We start from the raw sequence: 20,540 nt of genomic DNA on the forward strand, positions 1-20,540 counted from the left end.
GTGAATTGCAATCTTATTAATGAAATAAAAAAACGCACCCCGAAGGATGCGTTTTTTATTTAACTACTTATTAGCCGTATAATTATTTTTTGTCGTCTTCTACTTCAGTGAACTCAGCATCGACCACATCGTCGTCTGCTTGGTTGCTCTCGCCAGCATTATCCGCACCTTGTTGGAACTGGTTTGGATCCATACCTTCGGTGCTAGCGCCTGCATCAGCATAAATCTTCTGGCTAACTGGTAAGAAGGCATTGTCTAATGCTTCAAGCTTGGCTTTGATCTCTTCATGGTCATCTTCTTTCGCCACTGCTTCAAGCTCAGAGATAGCCGCTTCTACTGATGATTTTTCATCGTCAGATACTTTATCAGCCGCATCTTTTAGCGCTTTTTGTACCGCATGGATACGACCGTCCGCTTCGTTACGCACTTGCGCAAGATTGGCGAATTTCTCGTCTTCAGCAGCATTGGCTTCAGCATCACGAATCATTTGTTCAACTTCTTCGTCCGATAAACCAGAGTCCGCTTTGATTTGGATACTTTGTGCTTTACCAGTACCTTTATCAGTCGCTGAAATATTCATGATACCGTCAGCGTTGATGTCAAAGCTTACTTCGATTTGTGGCAAACCACGTGGTGCTGGTGGAATATCAGTTAAGTCAAAACGACCAAGCTGTTTATTTTGGTTCGCAATTTTACGCTCGCCTTGATAAACCTGAATGCTAACCGCTGGCTGGTTGTCTTCAGCCGTTGAGAATACCTGTGATTTCTTAGTCGGAATCATGGTATTTTTCTCAATGATTGGCGTCAAGATGCCACCCATGGTTTCGATACCAAGCGTCAATGGTGTCACATCAAGTAGCAATACGTCGGTTTTTTCACCAGACAATACCGCACCTTGAATAGCTGCACCAGCTGCTACTGCTTCATCAGGGTTCACGTCTTTACGTGGCTCTTGACCGAAGAATTCTTGCACTTTTTGCTGTACCAAAGGCATACGAGTCTGACCACCAACCAAGATGACATCATCAATATCGCCGATTTTTATACCTGCATCTTCCAAGGCAATCTTACAAGGACCCATGGTACGTTGTACTAATTCTTCAGTTAAGCTCTCAAGTTTTGAGCGACTGATAGTCACAACCAAATGCTTAGGACCACTGCTATCAGCAGTGATATACGGCAAGTTTACTTCAGTACTTTGGGCACTTGATAGCTCAATTTTTGCTTTTTCTGCCGCTTCTTTGAGACGCTGCATCGCAAGAGAGTCACCTTTTAGGTTGACGTCTTGGTCTTTTTTGAATTCAGCGACTAAGAAGTCAATCAATGCTGAGTCAAAATCTTCACCACCAAGGAAAGTGTCACCATTGGTCGCTAATACTTCAAACTGCTGCTCGCCATCAACATCAGCGATTTCGATGATTGATACGTCAAAGGTACCACCACCTAAGTCATAAACGGCAACAGTGCTATCGCCTTGCTTTTTGTCCATGCCATAAGCAAGAGCAGCAGCAGTTGGTTCGTTGATGATACGTTTTACATCAAGACCCGCAATTTTACCAGCATCTTTAGTTGCTTGGCGCTGTGAATCATTAAAGTAAGCAGGTACAGTAACGACTGCTTCCGTAACGGCTTCACCAAGATAATCTTCGGCTGTTTTTTTCATTTTTTTCAAGATTTCCGCAGAAACCTGTGGTGGTGCTAGTTTTTTGCCGTTGATTTCAACCCATGCATCACCGTTATCGGCTTTGGCGATTTTGTAAGGCACCATACCAATGTCTTTTTGCACGACTTTGTCATCAAAACGACGACCAATCAAACGCTTGATAGCAAAAAGCGTGTTGTTTGGGTTGGTAACCGCTTGACGCTTGGCTGACTGACCAACAAGGATCTCGTCATCTTTATAAGCGACAATCGATGGGGTGGTACGAGTACCTTCAGCATTTTCGATGATTTTAACTTTATCACCTTCCATTACTGCGACACATGAGTTGGTTGTACCTAAATCAATACCAATGACTTTACCCATAATGAATTGCTCCTAATTTATTTTTAAATAAAATTTTATTTCATCAGACCGTCGATCACTAGATCGTAGTCGATCACTAGATCGTAGTCGATCACTAGATCGTAGTCGATCACTAGATCGTAGTCGGTCACTTGTTGCTTTATATCGGTTTGCTTATGTATTTTTTCAAGTCGATAGCCATGCAAATAATGCCTTTTGTGTGATTTTTTGTGAAAACCCTCACTAATAATAAGGTTTAGCACAGTTAAAGACTGAATATCTTTTGCCTATATACTCTATAAGCATCTAGGACTACATTGGCGACGTTATATGCTTAGCATACTACCGCTTTAGCGCCTGTCCTACTTACTACTGACCGACACGTACCATCGCCGGACGTAATAAACGGCCATTTAAACTATAGCCTTTTTGCAAGACTGTACCAACAGTATCGGCTGGCGCATCAGCGTCGATACCGACCGCTTCATGAAAATCAGCGTTGAATTTTTCGCCTTGTGGCTCGACCACTTCGACGCCATTTTTGTTCAGCACATCTAGCAATGCTTTATGTGTCAGTCTCACGCCTTCAGTAACAGGATCGTCTGCATTGGCGTTTTCAATCGCACGCTCCAAGTTATCCACCACTTCCAAAAGCTCTTTGGCAAATTTCTGTAGTGCAAAACGTTTGCTCTTATCCGCCTCTTGCTCCATACGCTTTTGCGCATTGTAAGTTTCGGCATTGGCACGAGCGGTACTTTCTTTAGCTTGTTTAACTTCGCCTTCTAGCTCAGCGATACGGGCTTTAAAAGTATCAAGATCAATATCATTTTCGATGACACTTTCTTCACTAGCATTATTTTGTGGGTCAAATTCTTTTAAAGTCTCTTCTAAGATGCTCTCATCGTGTGCCACGTTGTCATGTGAGACATTGTCATGTGAAACATTTTGATCGATCGATTCGTGGTGGTTATTTTGCTCGCTCATGATAACTCCTTGATAGTGTCATAATTTAATAGCGTCATAATTCAATAGTGTCATTATTTAATAGTGTCGTAATAATGATGCAATGTAGCACACAAAAAATTGGCGCAGCGCTCGCCACTTTGTGGTTATTACTAATGCATTTACTCATAATTCATAGGCTTATACTGCCTACTTAACCTTTATTACTGGTTCTTTATATAACTATATGTAATCACCTTTCAATAGCTGCTTGATAAAGGTTGTAGAGGCAAATTTCAAGCCCAATGCAAGGAATTTTTCTCACCAATAAAAAACCCTATGCAAATAAAGAAAAAACAGTCGGATATCTATCAATTTCGCATACACATTGCTGATCTTTATTAACCATAAATATGTAGTTACGCCAACAAAAGGTACAAAAAGTCGTCATTTATTCCCAATCCTTTACGCTTTGTACCCAAACTATTACCAAAGAATACCCAACTTAATTTTCGATTATTTTATGATTGCTATAATCAAAATTGACTGCATAACAGTCATTACACATTTGCCAAATGTCAGCAAAATACTAACAGTGAGTACTTACCATTAATAAGTATTCACCATGATTTTTAAGAGGTGTTATGTCTAACTCAACAGTACTATCAGTCAACACCTTACTCAATAAAGCGGTGAAGACCCTAAATCTTATGTCATTTGGACAAGATAAGAACCCCAAAAGCACTGATATCAATGTATCAGCTGAAATAATAGATATAGAAGAGAGTGCTTTGCAAGATAGTCGCGAGGATAAAGGCTTATCTATTAAAGAAAAGATACTTGAGCACCATCTGATGACCAACTATCAACCGCATCTACTGCACTATGCCATAAAAAGCTTTGGCTGCTTACCTACGCCGATTCTTGAGAGTTTGATAACGTGTTTAGATGGACCTACTTCAAAGCAATATTTGCATGTTGATGCCCATCTGCGCTTAATACTTGCAGTCAATAGCAAGCTAAAAACGCCTTTGCAGCTGATAGAGATGTCTGAGCTGCGTAAACGTTTTGCAACAGATGCGGTCGCTATGCAAGCACCAAAAGTATGGCAACAAGCTTCTGACAACTTGCTTAGCAATTTAAAACAGTTTCATAAAAAAGGCGATAGCGCTATCAGTTGGCAAGATAGAACGATTGCCAATGCCGACGACGGTGATATGACCATTCGCTGCTATCAAAATGAGACCTCCGATAATGGTTTTGGCTTTAAAAAAGAGCAAACCAGTAATCCTGATGAGACCGTGCTATTGTTTTTTCATGGTGGTGGATTTTGTATTGGTGACCTTAATACCCATCATGAATTTTGTCATGCTATTTGTGAGCAGACGGGTTGGCCGGTCATTAGTGTTGATTATCGCTTAGCACCTGAACACCCTGCCCCTGCTGCCGTAAGAGACTGTATCAGTGCCTATGCTTGGTTAGCTGAACATTGTGAAGAATTTGGTGCTTTGCCATCACGCATTGTATTAGCAGGTGATAGCGCAGGTGGTGGATTATCTACTTTGATGGCTCAGCAAATCATCACGCCAAATAAAGAGGCTTGGTTAGATCTAGGTGATGAAGGTCAAAAGACCTTTGATATATTACAAGGTTTACCACATCCTATGGCACAGATGCCCTTATATCCTGTGACCGATATTGAGACCGATTATCCAAGCTGGGAGTTATATGGTGAAGGTCTATTACTCGACCATGCTGATGTTGCCATTTTTGATGCCGCTTGTTTAGAAAATAGTCCGTTACCGCGCCAGCATATCTTGACCTCACCGATGCTTGGGGACAATCGACAGGTTTGCCCCAGTTATGTCGTTGCGGCAGAATTAGATGTCTTACGTGATGAAGCGTTTGCTTATGCCAATCAGCTAAAGAGTTATGGTATAGCCGTACAAACCCATACGGTACTTGGCGCACCGCATGGATTTATTCACTTTATGAGCGTTCATCAAAGATTGGGGCAAGAAACTCAGCATATCATCACAGGATTTGCTAATTTTGTGCGTGAAATCATAAAAACAAGGGCGCTATTGAGCGCTTAATTAGAATTTTAATATTTGAGTGCTTATTGATTTTAAATTTGAGTACCTACATTGGTACCTGTAAGATTGATTATCCAAATCTCTGATCGGGAGCCTAGTCGAAACGGTATCCCCCAAAATCCATAGCCTGAGGACACCAAAAAATGTCCTTTGCCAATGGCTTCATAGCCATAACCCAAGCGGTTAATCGCGCTGACGATAAAATTAGCAGGGAATATTTGACCGTTATGGGTATGTCCTGATACTTGTAAATCTATTGGTAGCTGACTGTGTTCGATGATAGCGCTAGGTCTGTGATCTAAAAGAACCACGGGCTCAGCGCTATTGACTTGTGCGAGCAGCTCAGTCGTTGCGACACGCTGACGCTTGTGATTATCAAAGCGTCCCATTAGCCAGACCACTTCTCCTTGATGGTTAAAGTGTGTTGCTTCATCATTTAATAACTGCACACCCGCCGCGCGTAAAGAGTTACTGATGGGCTGCTCATGACCATATAAATCATGATTACCCAACGTCGCATAGACACCATATGGCAAACTGGCGACAAGTTTTGCCAAGCTATCTTTCATATTATAAGTGTTAAATGCCTGGGTATTGTCATCCATGATATCGCCTGGCATCAATAAGATATCTGCTTGATACTTGTTTAGCATGATATGCAGCCGCTCAATGGCTTTATTACCAAATAGCCGACCTAAATGTAAATCACTAGCGACCGCGATACGCAATGGATTGTTTAAAGGTTTATGAATATGAATCGACAGCTCATGCACAACGGGTATATATGCGCTATATAAAGCATATGCAAACAGCCCTATAAAAAACAGCAGCGCAAAAACGCGTAATCCAGCAGCAATTATCTCTGAATGGTCAAGCGTACTATCAAGCAAGGGGGTTAAAAGCCAAGACCCGCCATACAATATACCAGTCGCTACCGCAGTCAGCATCATGAAATGCATCACTAACATCCAACCACTCATCCAGCGATAGCTATTAGAAAATAGCTTGGTAACGCTTAGTAATAATAAAACATGAGTGATTAAAAACACCCCTATCCATACCGCAATCGATGTAGTTGTCGAATCTATCCAAGGCTGCAGCCACCACTGCAAGCTGAGCGCTGCACCCGTGCTAAAAAGCTCTAGCAGCACAATAATGGTGAGAATAAAGGCGTAACGCATGAGCAAATCCTTGAGCGGGGTTTAAGCACTGTGTGTTTATTCTGAGCTAAATTTATTTAATCACAATATATTGAAGCGCATTAGGTCGGTTGTAAAGTAATCAACCAAATCTCAGAGCGCGTTCCTAACCTAAATGGCACTGCTCCAATACCATAGCCTGAAGTGACCAAAAACTGGCTACCATTTACTGATTTAAAGCCATAAACCAAAGGCGTAAACCATTTTAGTAAAACGGTTAAAGGAAATATTTGACCGCCATGGGTATGCCCTGATAAATGTAAATCAACTGGCAAGTCCTTTATTTCTGCTAAAGCCTCAGGACTATGCTCCAAAAACAGCACTGGTTTATCAGTTTGAATGTCACCCATCAAATCTGCTGCCGCAGGACGCTTAGGGTCTGTCGCATCTGAACGCCCAACCAGCAATACAGCATCATCCAACCATACACTTTTATTATCAATCACCTGTATGCCGGCACGCTCAATCGCTTCGGCAATCGCAATCTCATTACCAGAGTAATCATGATTACCTAAAGTTGCATAGACACCAAGTGGCGCTCTTAATTTTGATAAATGCTCATGCATATTGGTTTTATTATAAGCATCAGTAGAATCGTTCATGACGTCACCGGCGATAAGCACCACATCAGGATTTTGCCCATCTATTAGCGCAACCATTTTATCTATCTGCTGATTACCAAACCATCTACCCAAATGGATATCAGAAACTAAAGCTATTCTCATCGGTTTGACTAAATTTTTTTCCATTTTTACCGTCAAATGATGAATGACTGGAGAGTAGGCATTAAACACTGCCAAGCTTATAATCCCCATATAAACAGCGACTGCAAACGCGCGAATGGATACGTTATTGAGCTTCCGTTTAAAAAACTGAGTATAAATAATAGCAATGATAGCGGTGACCAAACCAGCATACAACATAAAGCCTTGCAAAATACTGGCGGCCAGATAGACATGAAAGCGCTCTCGCCAAAACTGACTCAGCCCGTAAATAAGAAAAATATTATTAATCACAAAAATACTGAGGACTAAACTTATATGACTAAAGCGAGATTTTGGTTTGATTAACCACCAAAATATCATACTCGTCATAAACGCCAATAGTTGCGTACCTATTATAAAAAGCCACATAACAAAATTTAACCAGCCAAAGACGCACGTATAGTACGTCAATATTCTTACCTGTTGAAGACAGAGTTTTTGTTTATTGAAACCTGACACTATTTATGTTTTTATCCCTTTATAAAAACCAAAAAAGCGGATTGTTTCATGTGAAACAATCCGCTTTTTTAGTCTATGAAATAGCTATAGCGCTTACTATAGATTTATTATGCCAGATTTGATGAGTACTATTTTACTGCTTGTTGTTCCAAGGCTTCTTTAAGCGTTTGATGTTTAAACTCAAACCCACCATCAAGCAATGCTTTCGGCAGCACCTTCTGTCCATCAATAAGCAGTGTCGACATTTCACCAAATATCAGCTTAAGTAAAAACGCCGGCAAAGTAAAAAAGGTCGGTCGATGTAGCCAAGCGCCTAATGTTTTGGTAAAAGTATGATTAGTTACAGGATTTGGCGCGGTTAGATTATAAATTTTCATGTCGTTATTGTTTGCTGGATGGAGCGTATTCTCATTAACCTGAAAAGTACTATCATCAAGCTGCTGCTCTATAATAAATATTACTGCTGATACCCAGTCATCACGACTGATCCAGCTCATGATTTGTTGACCATTACCTAACTGCCCACCAACACCCATTTTAAAAGGGGTTAAGAGCTTGCTAAGCATACCGCCTGTAGGATGGATGACCACACCCGTACGCACAAGCGTCACTGGTACACCAAACTCAGTTGCTTGTAGCGCCAGTTGCTCCCAGTCATCGCATAACTGATGGGCAAAATCTGTCTGAAAACCACTGCTCTCGGTCAAGGGTTTATCGCCTTGATTGCCATACCAACCAATCGCTGAACCACTAACAAGCAATTTTGGCTTTACATGACTGCGGGCAACAAATGCCAGTATATCTTTTGTCAGCTTCATTCGACTGGCTAGCAATTGCTCTTTACGATCGTCACTCCAGCGCGCATCAGCAATACCTGCACCCGCTAGATTTAAAATCACATCAAAGTATGCATCTGAACTTGCAAGTTCATCATAGGTCATCATTGTAATATCACTAGGATGTGCTTGATTACTATCACGGGTCAACCAAGTAATCTGTAACTCTTTTCCCATCTGTTGGTAGCGCATCAAGAGCTCTTGGCTAAAAGCACTACCCAAAAATCCCGAACCACCGCTGATTAGAATATTCATCACTTATTATCCTTATTATTGATTATATTCTCATCAGTGTGACAAAAAGCACACTATGAAAACAAGGGGACAAGTGTAGACGTTAGGGCTAAGTAATAAGAAGCAGAGATAGTTATGCGATATTTTGGCTATTAAATATTAGACTATCGAATAACTTGTCCTGTCAATGCATCGCCTATTTGGCTTGGCAATTGATAGCCTAGTGTTTCCCCTTTAAGATAACCAACGCACTCATCTGAGTTTACATTGTCACCTAAGAAATAACTCTGTGCTTCGATGAGTGACAGAGCAGGTGGCTTTCCTGATGGGTTGCAGCTTGTTGAGACGACAAAACCGTAAGGATTGCTAACTGACACCATTTGCGCACACAGTCGCTTAACCAATGGATGATCAATCACACGTACGGCAACACTATCATGAGCACCAGTAATCCATGATGGAATAGTAATCGGCAGATTTTTTGGAATAGGTAGTAGCCAAGTATGCGCTTGTTTGGCAGTGGCGTTTATAGAATCAGCTTGCCAACTATCAAGTACGGTTTGCCGCTCTACAGCCGTTAGACCTTCTAGTAGAGCCGTAATGCGGCTGGGACTATCAGTGACCACAATCATCCCCTTCTCTATTGGGCGCTGCTTGATATCAAGTAGCCGCATGACTGCTTGCTTATTGAATGGGTCACAACCAATGCCCCACACACTTTCGGTTGGGTAAGCAAGTAGCTGCCCCTTTTTAAGCCAAGTAGCCGCTTGAATAGTAGAGTCAGTAATAAGGGGTGTAGATAAGGACATAAATAATGCCTTTAGAACAAAGAGAATGAAAAGAGATAGCGTGAATTTATTTTACAAAAAATGCAGTGCTGCAAGTATATTTAAATACGTAAATAGCGTCCACCTTGGACCGTCACTGCGCCCAATAGCTCTAGCTCCATCAACTGCCCAATCAATTGTGCGGGCACAAGATCAGTCACAAGGATAAGTGCATCCAAATCTTGACCATGCCAGTCCAGCTTTTCAAACAAGGTGGTTAGATGCTCAGGTACAGTAATACTAGGCGCTGGCTTCATTTCCTGAGGTATTATTATTTTTTTAATGGTAGCAGACTGCTTAAATACTGACTTATCAAGACTTTGTGCTTTTGAATTATGATCAAGTTGATGCTGCTGAAACTGGCTTGGCAATTGCACACTGATATCATCCAATACTTGCTGAGGATGATAAACCAAGGTCGCACCCTCACGTATTAGATGATGGCACCCTTCAGCATTACTATTGTCTATATGACTTGGAATTGCAAAAACTTGCTTGCCTTGCTCGGATGTGAGGCGCGCAGTAATAAGCGAGCCACTTTTAATGGTTGCCTCAGTGACGATGGTCGCAAGGCTCAACCCTGCAACCAAGCGGTTGCGACGTGGAAAAGTATGCTTATGTGGTAGCGTATGCGGTAATAGTTCACTGATGATGCAACCACCTTGCTCAATAATTTGGCTAAACAGACGATCATGATGATTGGGATAATTAACATCAATACCCGTGCCCATAACGCCGACTGTGCGACCTTGGCACGCTACATCGGTCTGTGCCAATGCGCCAAGATGGGCACGTTTATCCACACCAATGGCAAGTCCACTGGTAATGACGTAGCCTGCTTGTGCAAGATACTGTGCCATATCAAAGGTAATTTTTTGCGCGTGTACCGTTGGCTTGCGACTGCCAACAATAGCGATTTGCGCCCAACGCAACAATTCACTATTACCTCGATAAAATAACAGCGGCGACGGATCGTAGATTTCTAACAATTGAGCAGGATAATTAGGTTGGTCGGCAAATAATAGACCGTACTTCTCTTCTATCAATGCTTGTTGAATGGTATCGATGCTGGCGCGCGTTTTCTCTGGATGTTCATGACGAGTTAAATGGCTATGATGAATCCCTAGTTGACGCCACGACTCTACGCCAGCTTGCCATGCAAGCTGCGCACTATCATAGTTATGAATGAGTTTATGATAAGAGGATAATGACGCATTTAACTCAAACCACAGCGCCAGTATTGCACGCTGCTCGTCTGATAAAGTAAAAGTGGCTACCGTCATCATCGTATGACTCTTATAGGCTTATCTAAGATCTGCTCGCTAAAACTTGAGGCAGCGTTATAAATAAGGAGGTGGCAACAGCTGATCACCAATGCTCAGTGGCAGCTCAGACTCAAGCACATAAGCATAACTGATATTGTCAAAACTATTGAACACCATCACCATACCGCTTGGCTCACTCGGCAAACGTACCGGTGTATCATTGTCCTTGATATCACGTATGACTGCGCCTTTTTGATAAACAGTCAACACATCACCCGGCTTCGCACCATGTATGCGACCCAAGTTAATTGCCACCACACTACCTTTGGCAGCTGAGCTGATAGAATCCATCACACGAACAATCATACCACCGCGATTAACGGTTGCAGGCGTCGGATAAAAGACTGGTGGGATAGCATTGTCTAATTCAACAAATACTCGATCGCCTTCACGAACTTCTTTACCGTAACTGTCGATAAGCTGCAAGCTCGTCACGCCATTGGTTGCCGTAGACGTAACCAATCCCGTTGCCACTTGTGTGACTTCTAAACCAATGACTTTTTGCGTTTTTGGCTCGATATACATCTCGCCTTCACGGTAGATACCATAACGTTGACCTACAAGCAGTGGCACGCCTTTGGCATAAACTTTGTCACCACTAGCCGTAATTAAATTGCCTTTTTTAGAGGCTAGAATATAAGGCGTGGTATTAAAATCTTGCGGATTGACAATCAGTGTCTTATCAAGCCAATGCTGAATGGCAGACCAAGGAATCGGCGGAATGCTATTGACAGCAGAGGTAACAGCGACTGTCGTAGTCACCACATTGCCTGTTAACTGTTTTTCAATCCCTGCACAACCCTCGCCCGTATCAACGCCGATCAGAGTTTTACCTTGTATGACGCATAAAATCAGAACGTCATTAGGATAAATAAGATGAGGGTTTTTGATTTGCTTATTGGTCGCCCAAATCTCTTTCCAGCGCCATGGACTATCCAGATAACGTCCTGAGATATCCCACAAAGTATCGCCTTTTTTGACAATATAGCGATTGGGCGCATCCGCTTTAATGGTCGGCGGTGGATTATTAGCGTGGGCGGTGCTCATCAGCATTGCACCACTAAAGGTGGTCACCAATAGCGCTTTTACGATGTTTTTTAAGCTCATCTTCATGGTTATATCCACAATATGTAACGCTGGTAGCGCCATAATCAAGGCTACTTAAGTTGGCTTATTTTACCTTTATTTAAAAATAACAACAAAGAATTAAGGAAAAATAAAGACTTATAGCACCTTATCATAACGTCTATAGAGCAGCTATTCAGTGTTAGTGACTGATATGAGTGACAGGTAGGATTGCTAAAAAAGCGTCTGGTAAACCGATGACCTACCGACGCGATTTCTAATATTACAATTATATCCACCATAACACAATCATAAACACTTTTTTACAATAGCGTAACCTTAGACTGGATATTCATTTTAACAATTAACTAAAAATAAAATCGACTAGGCAGGGTTTGGCATGACCTGTTGACGGATTTGCTCAGCAACCAACTCAGCCTCATTATCAAGTACCACCACATGTTGCGGTAAGCTCTCTAAACCTTCGGTATGGGCTGGACGAGCAATATCTATTTGACCTATTGCTTCAACAATCGTATCGGCAAACTTAACCGGTAGTGCTGTTTCGGCACAAACAATCACTTCGCCTTCGCGCTGTAATTCTTTAGCAACTTTGATACCATCAGCGGTGTGCGGATCAACTAACTCTCCATGCTGCTCATAAAGCGCTTTAATGGTTTGCAGGCGGTCATTATGGGTCGACTTACCTGCAGCAAAACCGTAGCGAGTGTTGACCGCCTCCATCAAATCAGGCAAATCAAAACCTTGACCAGATTTCACCCCTTCAAACAATTCATGAACGCGGGCGCTGTCTTTATTTAATAAGAGATAAACAAAACGCTCAAAGTTGGAGGCTTTAGAGATATCCATTGAAGGACTTGAAGTAATATAGGTTTTGGCAGTCGGACGCGGCTGATAAGCACCTTGATTAAAAAAGTCGTTCAGTACATCGTTCTCATTAGTCGCGACGATTAGACGATCAACTGGCAGACCCATTTCTCGGGCGATGTGACCAGCACAAATATTACCAAAGTTGCCTGATGGCACACTAAAACTAACCTTTTCGTCGTTACTTGAAGTCACGGCAAAGTAAGCTTTAAAGTAATAAACAATCTGCGCTAGGATACGTCCCCAATTAATAGAGTTAACCGTGCCTAAGTTATAAGCTGCTTTAAATTCTGCATCTTGTTGTAATGCTTTGACGATATCTTGGCAATCATCAAACATACCGTCGATGGCAATATTATGGATATTTTTATCAGTCAGGCTATACATCTGCGCGCGCTGAAATTCGCTCATTTTGCCGTGCGGTGACAGCATAAAGACTTCGATATTCTCTTTGCCGCGTAGCGCATATTCTGCTGCACTGCCTGTATCGCCACTGGTTGCACCAATAATAGTAATACGTGCGTCTTTTCTTTTAAGCACATATTCAAAGGCGTTGCCTAAAAACTGCATGGCAACATCTTTAAATGCCAGCGTAGGACCATTTGATAAGCCTAAAATATGTAAATTGTCTTCAAGCTTGCGGACAGGAACAATCTCATCAGAGCCAAATATCTCAGCGGTATAAGTGCGCTCAATAATATCCTGTAAATCAGCCGCAGGAATATCAGTCGCAAAGCACTGCATAATCGCCATCGCAAGCTGTGGATAGCTCAGCGCGCGCCACTCAGTAAGCGTCGCACTATCAATATTCGGATAATGCTCAGGCAACATCAAACCACCGTCTGGTGCAAGACCCATTAATAACACATCACTAAAATCCATCGGCGCTGTCTGACCACGGGTACTGATATATTTCATTAGATTGTCCTGTCTACAATGAGATGATTAATTAAAACAGTTTATTCAGCGGTTTTGTGCAGTAAGGCATAATAAAAACCATCACCGCTCTTGCTATCTATTGGCAAGCACTGACGACCAATCGCTTGTTCGATACCCCAATTGCAATCGTCGCTAAATTCAACGGCTGCTACATTATTATAATGAGTCATGAAATCCTGCATCTGTTCGACGTTCTCTTGCTTTAGGATAGAGCAAGTAACATACAACAGGTAACCGCCAACCTTAAGTTGTGGCCAAAGGTTGTGCAAGATATCGGCTTGCAAAAGTGCGGTTTGTTCGACGTCTTCTTCAGTACGCAAGATACTGATATCAGGATGGCGACGAATCACACCAGTCGCCGTACAAGGAGAATCTAATAATATAGCGTCAAATACGAGCTTGCTCTTTTTCTTACCAGCCCCTTGCCATGTGGTCGCATCAGCACAGACAATATTAAGCTCGATATTTTTCTCAGCTTGCTGTAAGTCGTGCTGACTTAAATTCAAGCGCTGTAAATTATCGTAAATACGCTCGATACGCGGCGCTTCATTATCTATCGCAGTTAGCTTCACTTTCGAAACTAGAGAAACAAATTCATCGTTTTGTTTCACGTGAAACAAAGGCGATTGCTCATCTGAGCTGATTAATTCTAACCAATGAGCAAGCTTACCACCCGGCGCTGCACAAGCATCTAAAATGCGTATCTCGTTGTTGCTCGTATCTATATCGCCGTCTGCATCATCGTTTTTAACACTCAGTTTATTAAGTAGAGCGCTATGGATAAGTGGTGCTGCAAGCTGGGCATGCATATCTTGTACACTAGCCGCCCCTTCAGCGAATTGCGGTAAGGCATTGACTGCGGTACTTTGATGTAGTCTTAACCCTTTGGTTAATATGCTATTAGATGTGGCTGTATCTGACGAGTTGGGTAAGTTAAAACCACTCGTTAGCTCAACTAAGTCTGCTTCAATTTCAAATTCCACTAATGCTTGCTGATAATCTTCTACCGAGGTAACCGCTGTATTCACGCGTAAAAACATCGGCGCAGGTTGACGTAAACCCTGCATCAGGTCGTCATATTCTTCACTCCAATCTTGCTTAAGCTGATAGGCAAGCCAATTCGGTAAGCTATGTTTTTTATCACACTTTTTACGGAACTTACTCGGGTTCTTAGCGACTTTACGCAAGATGGCATTGATTAAACCTGTCGCATGCGCAAACTCAATCTCTTTTGCCGCCTCAACCGTTTCATGAATCGCCGCATGATCAGCCACTTGCAAATAGAGCAGCTGCGTCAAACCCACTTGAATCGTCGTACGTACTTCTTTTTCATCAATAGAGTTATCAGCCAGACTATCGAGTAGACGCTCAAGGGCATACCACTGGCGCAACGTGGTTAGCAATAACGCATGAGCAAAACCTTTATCCCCATCATGCAGACTATTTAGTAACGGATCAAGGACGCTTGCAAGCGACTGACCATTTTGAATAGCCAGTAAAGTGCGAATGACACGGACGCGGACGCTACCATTCATGATAAGGTTGCTTGATGGTTTGAGCTTATTGTTTCTTGGTGCAGTGCTGGTTTGTCTCATTAAATTGAATTTCCTTGACGTCTAATAATTAGCGTCTTGTGCGATTTGGATTGTGTATGGCTAAATGAAATTATTTTATCTCTTTACTAAACTGGTCGCCATCATTAAGCTGATTGCCATGGCAGATTTGTTCGGCGCTCACAGGTTTGCTACCTGCAAACTGTAGCTGAGTGATCGCTAAAGTACTGGCTTGCGGCGTATTAGCGTCTATATTAATATTATCGTTATGACCACAAGCGACTAAGATTGCTTTGCGTCCAACGCTGATGACCGTACCAGCAGGCTGATTGGTTTGCTGCGATGCATTCACAGGCAAGCTGGCTAAAATTTTGACACGCTGACCTGCCAAAAAAGTATAAGCACCAGGCCAAGGAGTTAAGCCACGAATTTGTCGTTCAATCACAGTGGCAGACTGCGTCCAATCAATTTCGCCTTCAGTTTTGACCAGTTTTTCAGCATAATTGGCTTGACTGTCATCTTGTACTATAGCCTGAGCTTGATAGTGTGGTAAATCTTGTAGCACAGTAATAATGGCAGTCGCACCAAGCTCAGCCATTTTATCATGTAGGCTGGCAGCCGTATCATCAGACTCAATACTAGCACTGACTTTATAAAGCATGTCTCCAGTATCAAGCCCTTTATTCATCTGCATAATAGTAACGCCAGTCTCACTATCACCAGCCAATAATGCGCGGTGAATAGGCGCTGCACCACGCCAGCGTGGTAATAATGAGGCGTGGATGTTTAAGCAACCATAAGTCGGCGTATTCAAGACACCAATAGGAAGAATCAACCCATAAGCAGCAACAATCATTACATCAGGTTGATAGTCTTGCAAAGTTTGCCTTGCTATTACCCCTTCTACACTTGATTTTTTAAAGGTCTCTGGCTGCTCGACAGCGATATCATGTGCCAATGCTACTTGCTTGACCGCCGATGCCGCCAGCTTTTGTCCGCGGCCAGCTTTACGATCAGGCTGACTATAGACCGCTACAATACTGATATTCAATGCCTGTTGCTGCTTGATTAATGCCTCAAGACTCACGGCGGCAAACTCAGGCGTGCCAGCAAATACCACTTTTAACAGCTCTGTACGCGTCGGTTTAAAGTTATCATTATTAAGAGATACATCAGGGGTACAAGCAAGTGTGGTCATAGTTTAGGCAATATTAATAAGTAATAAAGCTATTATAGGTGAGTTTGTGGCGTTGTGCCATGATTGTAATAGCCACAATCAAGCGCTACTAATGCGTCTGATTATCTTTATAATAGCAATAAGATTCAGTCTCATTTTTCACATTGTCATATACTAGCTAGCTATCAATATTGTTTATTGCTTTGTTGTAGGCTAATAATAAAGAATATAGCAGTAAAATCTAACCAAACCATTTTAAATTTACTGTGTATTATTATGCCGACTTAGGGTCATGCCTTTATGCCACAATTTCAGTCTCTGCAACGCCTGTTGGCTTTCTATACTTTGACATTACTTGCCATGTTGTCATTGTATTATTTCATCATGTTTCATGAGATGAAGAATGAGAGTAAGCAGCACAGTGTAGAGACGTTTCATACCCTGCAGTATCAGATTTCCGAGCTTAGTAATCCTATAAACCCTGCCGTTAAAAAGATAGTAGAGAAGCCTTTTTTGGCAGGAATCAGTTATCAGCTGATTTTTATGATGCCCTCCGGCCAAACTTTCATTTACCATCAGACTGAAGCTGATGAACCTGAATTTACGGGGATTATGTTTCCAAGTATTGAGACTTCGCTATTATCAAATAAGAATACTCATAGCACCTATACGTTATCCAACGAAAAACTAGTCGGAACCATCGAGCTTAAAAGCGGCCATAAATTTTATACCATTTTGCGTCATAAGCCGCTCAATATTAACTGGGTATCTTATCGCTATTGGTTGCCTTTAATGACCGCCATCATGTTTTTTACTTTGGCACTACTATATACCTTAAAACGCCGCGCCAATTGGGTACAGTTACTGCTTTATACCGACAATTTAAGCAGTCATGCAAAAGAGGCGTATACACCACCACCGTTTGTCAGCAAAGAATCTACGCCTGAGTTTTTGCAATTGGGTCATGCACTTAGTCGTATCAACTATCAATTGCATAACAATCATCGTCATATTACCACTCTAAAGCATCGCCTAGAGCGTTTGGTTGATCACGCCCCACTACCGATGCTAATGGTTATGAGACAAGGTCAAATTAGCTTCTTTAATCAACGTTTTGAGCAAGTATTCTCTACTGCCTTTCAAAATGACAGCAATTATAAATTAACAGATTTTGTTTTTACTGAAGATGAATCTACCCAGCTACTGCTGCAACAACTAGAAAATCTTCGTGTTACGCGTACGTTTATGGTATATGGGCTGGCTAATAAAAAAGCTTATCAGCTACATATTACCCCGTGGTTTGGTGAGCATGGTCAGGTTCACGGTTTTACCGTATTACTGAATAATGTAAATGATTTGATAAGCCAAAACGAACAGCTGCAGCAACAAAATATAGAAATACAGCGACAACTTGATGAATTTAATGCACTCAAATCAACGATGGGTCATGACTTACGGCTGCCATTAGAGGCTATGATTGATACTTTAGAACCGATTGATACTAGCGTTTTGACTGTCAAAGAGCACCAGATTGTCAATACTCTGATTGAAACCAGTCATGCTATGCTTATTATGCTCAACGAGATGCTGGATATAGGGGAGATAGAAGTTCGAAAAACTCGTTTGAATATTGAAACTGTCGACATTTATAAAATAGGGCAACATGTCAGTCATTTAGTCACAAAAGATGCGAGACAACATGGACTTGAATTACTATACTTTTTCACTCCTGATTGCCCTCGCCTCATCGATACCGACCATAAACGTCTGCAGACAATCTTACGTAACTTATTGGATAACGCTATTAGATATACCAGTTCAGGTTACGTTGTACTGACGATTGAAGCTGTGAATACGGAACAACTATCTGCCAAAAATACCATTCTGGTTAATGATTTAGTGAACGGTGCAACTAATAAATTAGTGCCTGATAATACCAACAAAAAGACAAACCCAGCGCATGACTGGGTTCGCTTTAGTATTCAAGATAGTGGCATTGGCTTAGAGACAACCCAGAGAGATAAACTTCATAGTTATTTTAATCAAACAGCTCAACTAGAAAATACGCAATTAGACCAGTCAAGTTACTCGCAAAAAGCCAGTCAAATTCATACTCAAATCAGTCAAGCAGATGTAGGACTGACAACTGCTCATAGTTTTGCTAAATTATTGGGTGGTTTTATAGAGTTACACAGCATACCTGATGTTGGAAGTACCTTTGATCTTTATCTGCCTTGCCAAAATCCAAACTATCAACCCATCTACCATCTCAATCAGCAGTTAACGCGATTGCATCTTATTGCCATCATCAATCAGCCACTTGCCGCTGAACATCTAAAACGCCTATGTAGCCATTTATCTATAACAGTTACTATTTTTACGTCTACTGATAGCGTGACCCTACAGCAGCTCAACGACGAACTGATACAAAACCAGCGTACACTTGCTCCAATATTACTCCTCGACTACGATTATTATGAAAGCATTACGCTTGCTTTATCTAATCAATCAAAGATGAAAGATGAAAAAAGCATCCATACCAATATGGTAGAGGAACAAATAAAAGAAGAAGATTTAGCAAATACGTTATCTAGTAATATTGACAAACAGCATACATTAAATCACTTATTGGCTAATGTAGCGCTACCAAAGATATTACTAAGTATGAAGTCTGAGCGCCGCATCGCTTCTATGCTACTGGATAGATGTGATGGATTTTTAACCAAGCCGCTAGATGTGAATTTACTGCTCTCTGAGCTACTGCGCTTAACACTTCCTACCAGACAGATACTCATACAAGCAGCAGATATTAAGTATAACGACAGCGTTGTAGTGTCAGCAGATAATAGGTCTGATGCAATCATCTCACCTCTAATTTTAGTGGTAGAAGACAGTCCTACCAATCAAAAAATTGCCTGCAAAATGCTCGCCAAACTTGGTTATCGTAGCGTGGTGGCAGAAGACGGTCAGCAAGCATTAGATATACTGCAAGCGCAGCGTCAAGAGATTGATCTTATTTTGATGGATTGCCGGATGCCAGTGATGGATGGATTGCAAGCAACTCAGGCAATTAGAGCGCAAGGCGATGATATTCCTATCGTTGCACTTACAGCGAACAATACTGAAGAAGACCGCTCAGCGTGCTTAAAGGTAGGTATGGATGAGTTTTTAGCCAAACCTATTAATAAGGATAAACTACAAGACGTCTTAACAGCACTAATTAAACCCTAAAAAATACTACTAAAACTCATAAAGAATGTTAGTGATCACTTATACATAACCATGCTAAAACAAGATAGCTTCCATACTTCTCACTTACTGCTAATATAAAATTTGCAGCAAGATAAGACTGTTGTTTTAAATATGACTTACTTCATAAAGCCATTATCTGCTAAAAAAGCTTCAGTAATATTGCTTTGCGGGCTAATATTTGCAGTGTCTTCCTGCGACTTATTTAATAAACGCTCCAAATACCTAGCCACAATATCTACCTCCACATTGACCTTGTCTCCTACCAACCAATGCTGTGCAATATTGGTCACTTGAGCTGTATGCGGAATGATATTGAGTGAAACAATATTATCACGCACTAAGTTAGTCGTGAGGCTAATACCATCAATGGTAATAGATCCTTTCGTCGCTGTATAATGCGCCAGCTCTTTTGGTATCTCAATTTCGATATATATAGAACGCGCATCCTTTTGCAACTTACTAACGACCCCTACTCCATCGACATGACCTGCGACAATATGCCCACCAAAACGTGTAGTCGGTAGCATTGCCTTCTCTAAGTTGACAATATGCCCCGGTTTCAAATCTTCTAACGCTGTTCGCGCCATAGTTTCACGTGAAACATCAACGGAGTAATGATTACGACCGAAATCTACAACCGTCAGACAGATACCGTTAGAAGCTATAGAGTCTCCAAGCTTCACATCGCTAAAATCTAAGCCATCAGACTCTATAGTCAAGCGAATGTCGCCGCCTGTAGGTTGCATCGACTTAACCTTTCCCACACTTTCTATAATTCCGGTAAACATATCAACCTCTTCTCATTATTTTATTGTCGTTATACATAGCTTTTCTCAGCAATAAACGTGCTATATCACATATATTTCGGGATAAACTGTGGATAAGTAATGGATAATACTTACCTGCAAGCTTAAAAGCGTTAGTTATTAACAAGTTATCCACAATTAATATTGTTTTGACTCAATATTTATATATCTAA

The 20,540-nt window shown here is 41.5% G+C and carries 14 protein-coding genes; 2 read left to right on the forward strand and 12 right to left on the reverse strand.

The annotated features are described in order from the left end of the window. Positions 1-82: 82 nt before the first annotated feature. Together dnaK and grpE are read right to left on the reverse strand one after the other, a co-directional pair. Positions 83-2,026: a molecular chaperone DnaK gene (gene dnaK / locus PSYCG_RS12795; protein ID WP_020444540.1), complete on the reverse strand. Its 1,944-nt coding sequence runs from the start codon at positions 2,024-2,026 to the stop codon at positions 83-85. 348 nt (positions 2,027-2,374) lie between these two features. Continuing rightward, a complete protein-coding gene (gene grpE / locus PSYCG_RS12805) occupies positions 2,375-2,989 on the reverse strand; it encodes a nucleotide exchange factor GrpE (RefSeq protein WP_020444542.1) in 615 nt (204 codons plus the stop codon). Between the two features lie 602 nt (positions 2,990-3,591). Here grpE and PSYCG_RS12810 point away from each other — a divergent pair. Continuing rightward, positions 3,592-5,043, forward strand: a complete 1,452-nt coding sequence (locus PSYCG_RS12810) for an alpha/beta hydrolase (protein WP_020444543.1) — start codon at positions 3,592-3,594, stop codon at positions 5,041-5,043. Between the two features lie 32 nt (positions 5,044-5,075). Here PSYCG_RS12810 and PSYCG_RS12815 read toward each other — a convergent pair whose 3' ends face one another. The 9 genes from PSYCG_RS12815 to fmt form a co-directional block, all read right to left on the reverse strand. Continuing rightward, complete coding sequence (locus PSYCG_RS12815; protein ID WP_020444544.1) at positions 5,076-6,224, reverse strand: metallophosphoesterase; 1,149 nt, start codon at positions 6,222-6,224, stop codon at positions 5,076-5,078. Between the two features lie 80 nt (positions 6,225-6,304). Further along, complete coding sequence (locus tag PSYCG_RS12820) at positions 6,305-7,258, reverse strand: metallophosphoesterase (protein WP_227500747.1); 954 nt, start codon at positions 7,256-7,258, stop codon at positions 6,305-6,307. A gap of 335 nt (positions 7,259-7,593) precedes the next feature. Continuing rightward, positions 7,594-8,556, reverse strand: a complete 963-nt coding sequence (locus tag PSYCG_RS12825) for a TIGR01777 family oxidoreductase (protein WP_020444546.1) — start codon at positions 8,554-8,556, stop codon at positions 7,594-7,596. Positions 8,557-8,699: 143 nt separating this feature from the next. Beyond that, complete coding sequence (locus PSYCG_RS12830; protein ID WP_020444547.1) at positions 8,700-9,344, reverse strand: L-threonylcarbamoyladenylate synthase; 645 nt, start codon at positions 9,342-9,344, stop codon at positions 8,700-8,702. A gap of 80 nt (positions 9,345-9,424) precedes the next feature. Beyond that, complete coding sequence (dprA, locus tag PSYCG_RS12835; RefSeq protein ID WP_020444548.1) at positions 9,425-10,648, reverse strand: DNA-processing protein DprA; 1,224 nt, start codon at positions 10,646-10,648, stop codon at positions 9,425-9,427. Positions 10,649-10,702: 54 nt separating this feature from the next. Continuing rightward, positions 10,703-11,800, reverse strand: coding sequence for a LysM peptidoglycan-binding domain-containing protein (locus PSYCG_RS12840; protein ID WP_226939318.1), 1,098 nt, complete (start codon positions 11,798-11,800; stop codon positions 10,703-10,705). A gap of 336 nt (positions 11,801-12,136) precedes the next feature. Beyond that, positions 12,137-13,558 (reverse strand): threonine synthase, encoded by a 1,422-nt coding sequence (thrC, locus tag PSYCG_RS12845; protein WP_020444549.1) that lies wholly within the window; start codon positions 13,556-13,558, stop codon positions 12,137-12,139. 41 nt (positions 13,559-13,599) lie between these two features. Beyond that, entirely contained in the window at positions 13,600-15,174 is a 1,575-nt protein-coding gene (locus PSYCG_RS12850) for a transcription antitermination factor NusB (protein WP_020444550.1), read from the reverse strand. Positions 15,175-15,244: 70 nt separating this feature from the next. Further along, a complete protein-coding gene (fmt, locus tag PSYCG_RS12855) occupies positions 15,245-16,330 on the reverse strand; it encodes a methionyl-tRNA formyltransferase (protein WP_020444551.1) in 1,086 nt (361 codons plus the stop codon). Between the two features lie 279 nt (positions 16,331-16,609). Between fmt and PSYCG_RS12860 the strand changes: the two genes are divergently transcribed. Then, positions 16,610-19,540 (forward strand): response regulator, encoded by a 2,931-nt coding sequence (locus tag PSYCG_RS12860; RefSeq protein WP_020444552.1) that lies wholly within the window; start codon positions 16,610-16,612, stop codon positions 19,538-19,540. Positions 19,541-19,677: 137 nt separating this feature from the next. Here PSYCG_RS12860 and PSYCG_RS12865 read toward each other — a convergent pair whose 3' ends face one another. Further along, positions 19,678-20,349 carry a riboflavin synthase gene (locus PSYCG_RS12865; protein ID WP_041772343.1) on the reverse strand — a complete coding sequence of 224 codons (672 nt, stop codon included), beginning with the start codon at positions 20,347-20,349 and terminating at the stop codon, positions 19,678-19,680. Positions 20,350-20,540 lie beyond the last annotated feature (191 nt).

This window comes from Psychrobacter sp. G, from assembly GCF_000418305.1.
In the GTDB taxonomy this organism is placed as follows: domain Bacteria; phylum Pseudomonadota; class Gammaproteobacteria; order Pseudomonadales; family Moraxellaceae; genus Psychrobacter; species Psychrobacter cryohalolentis.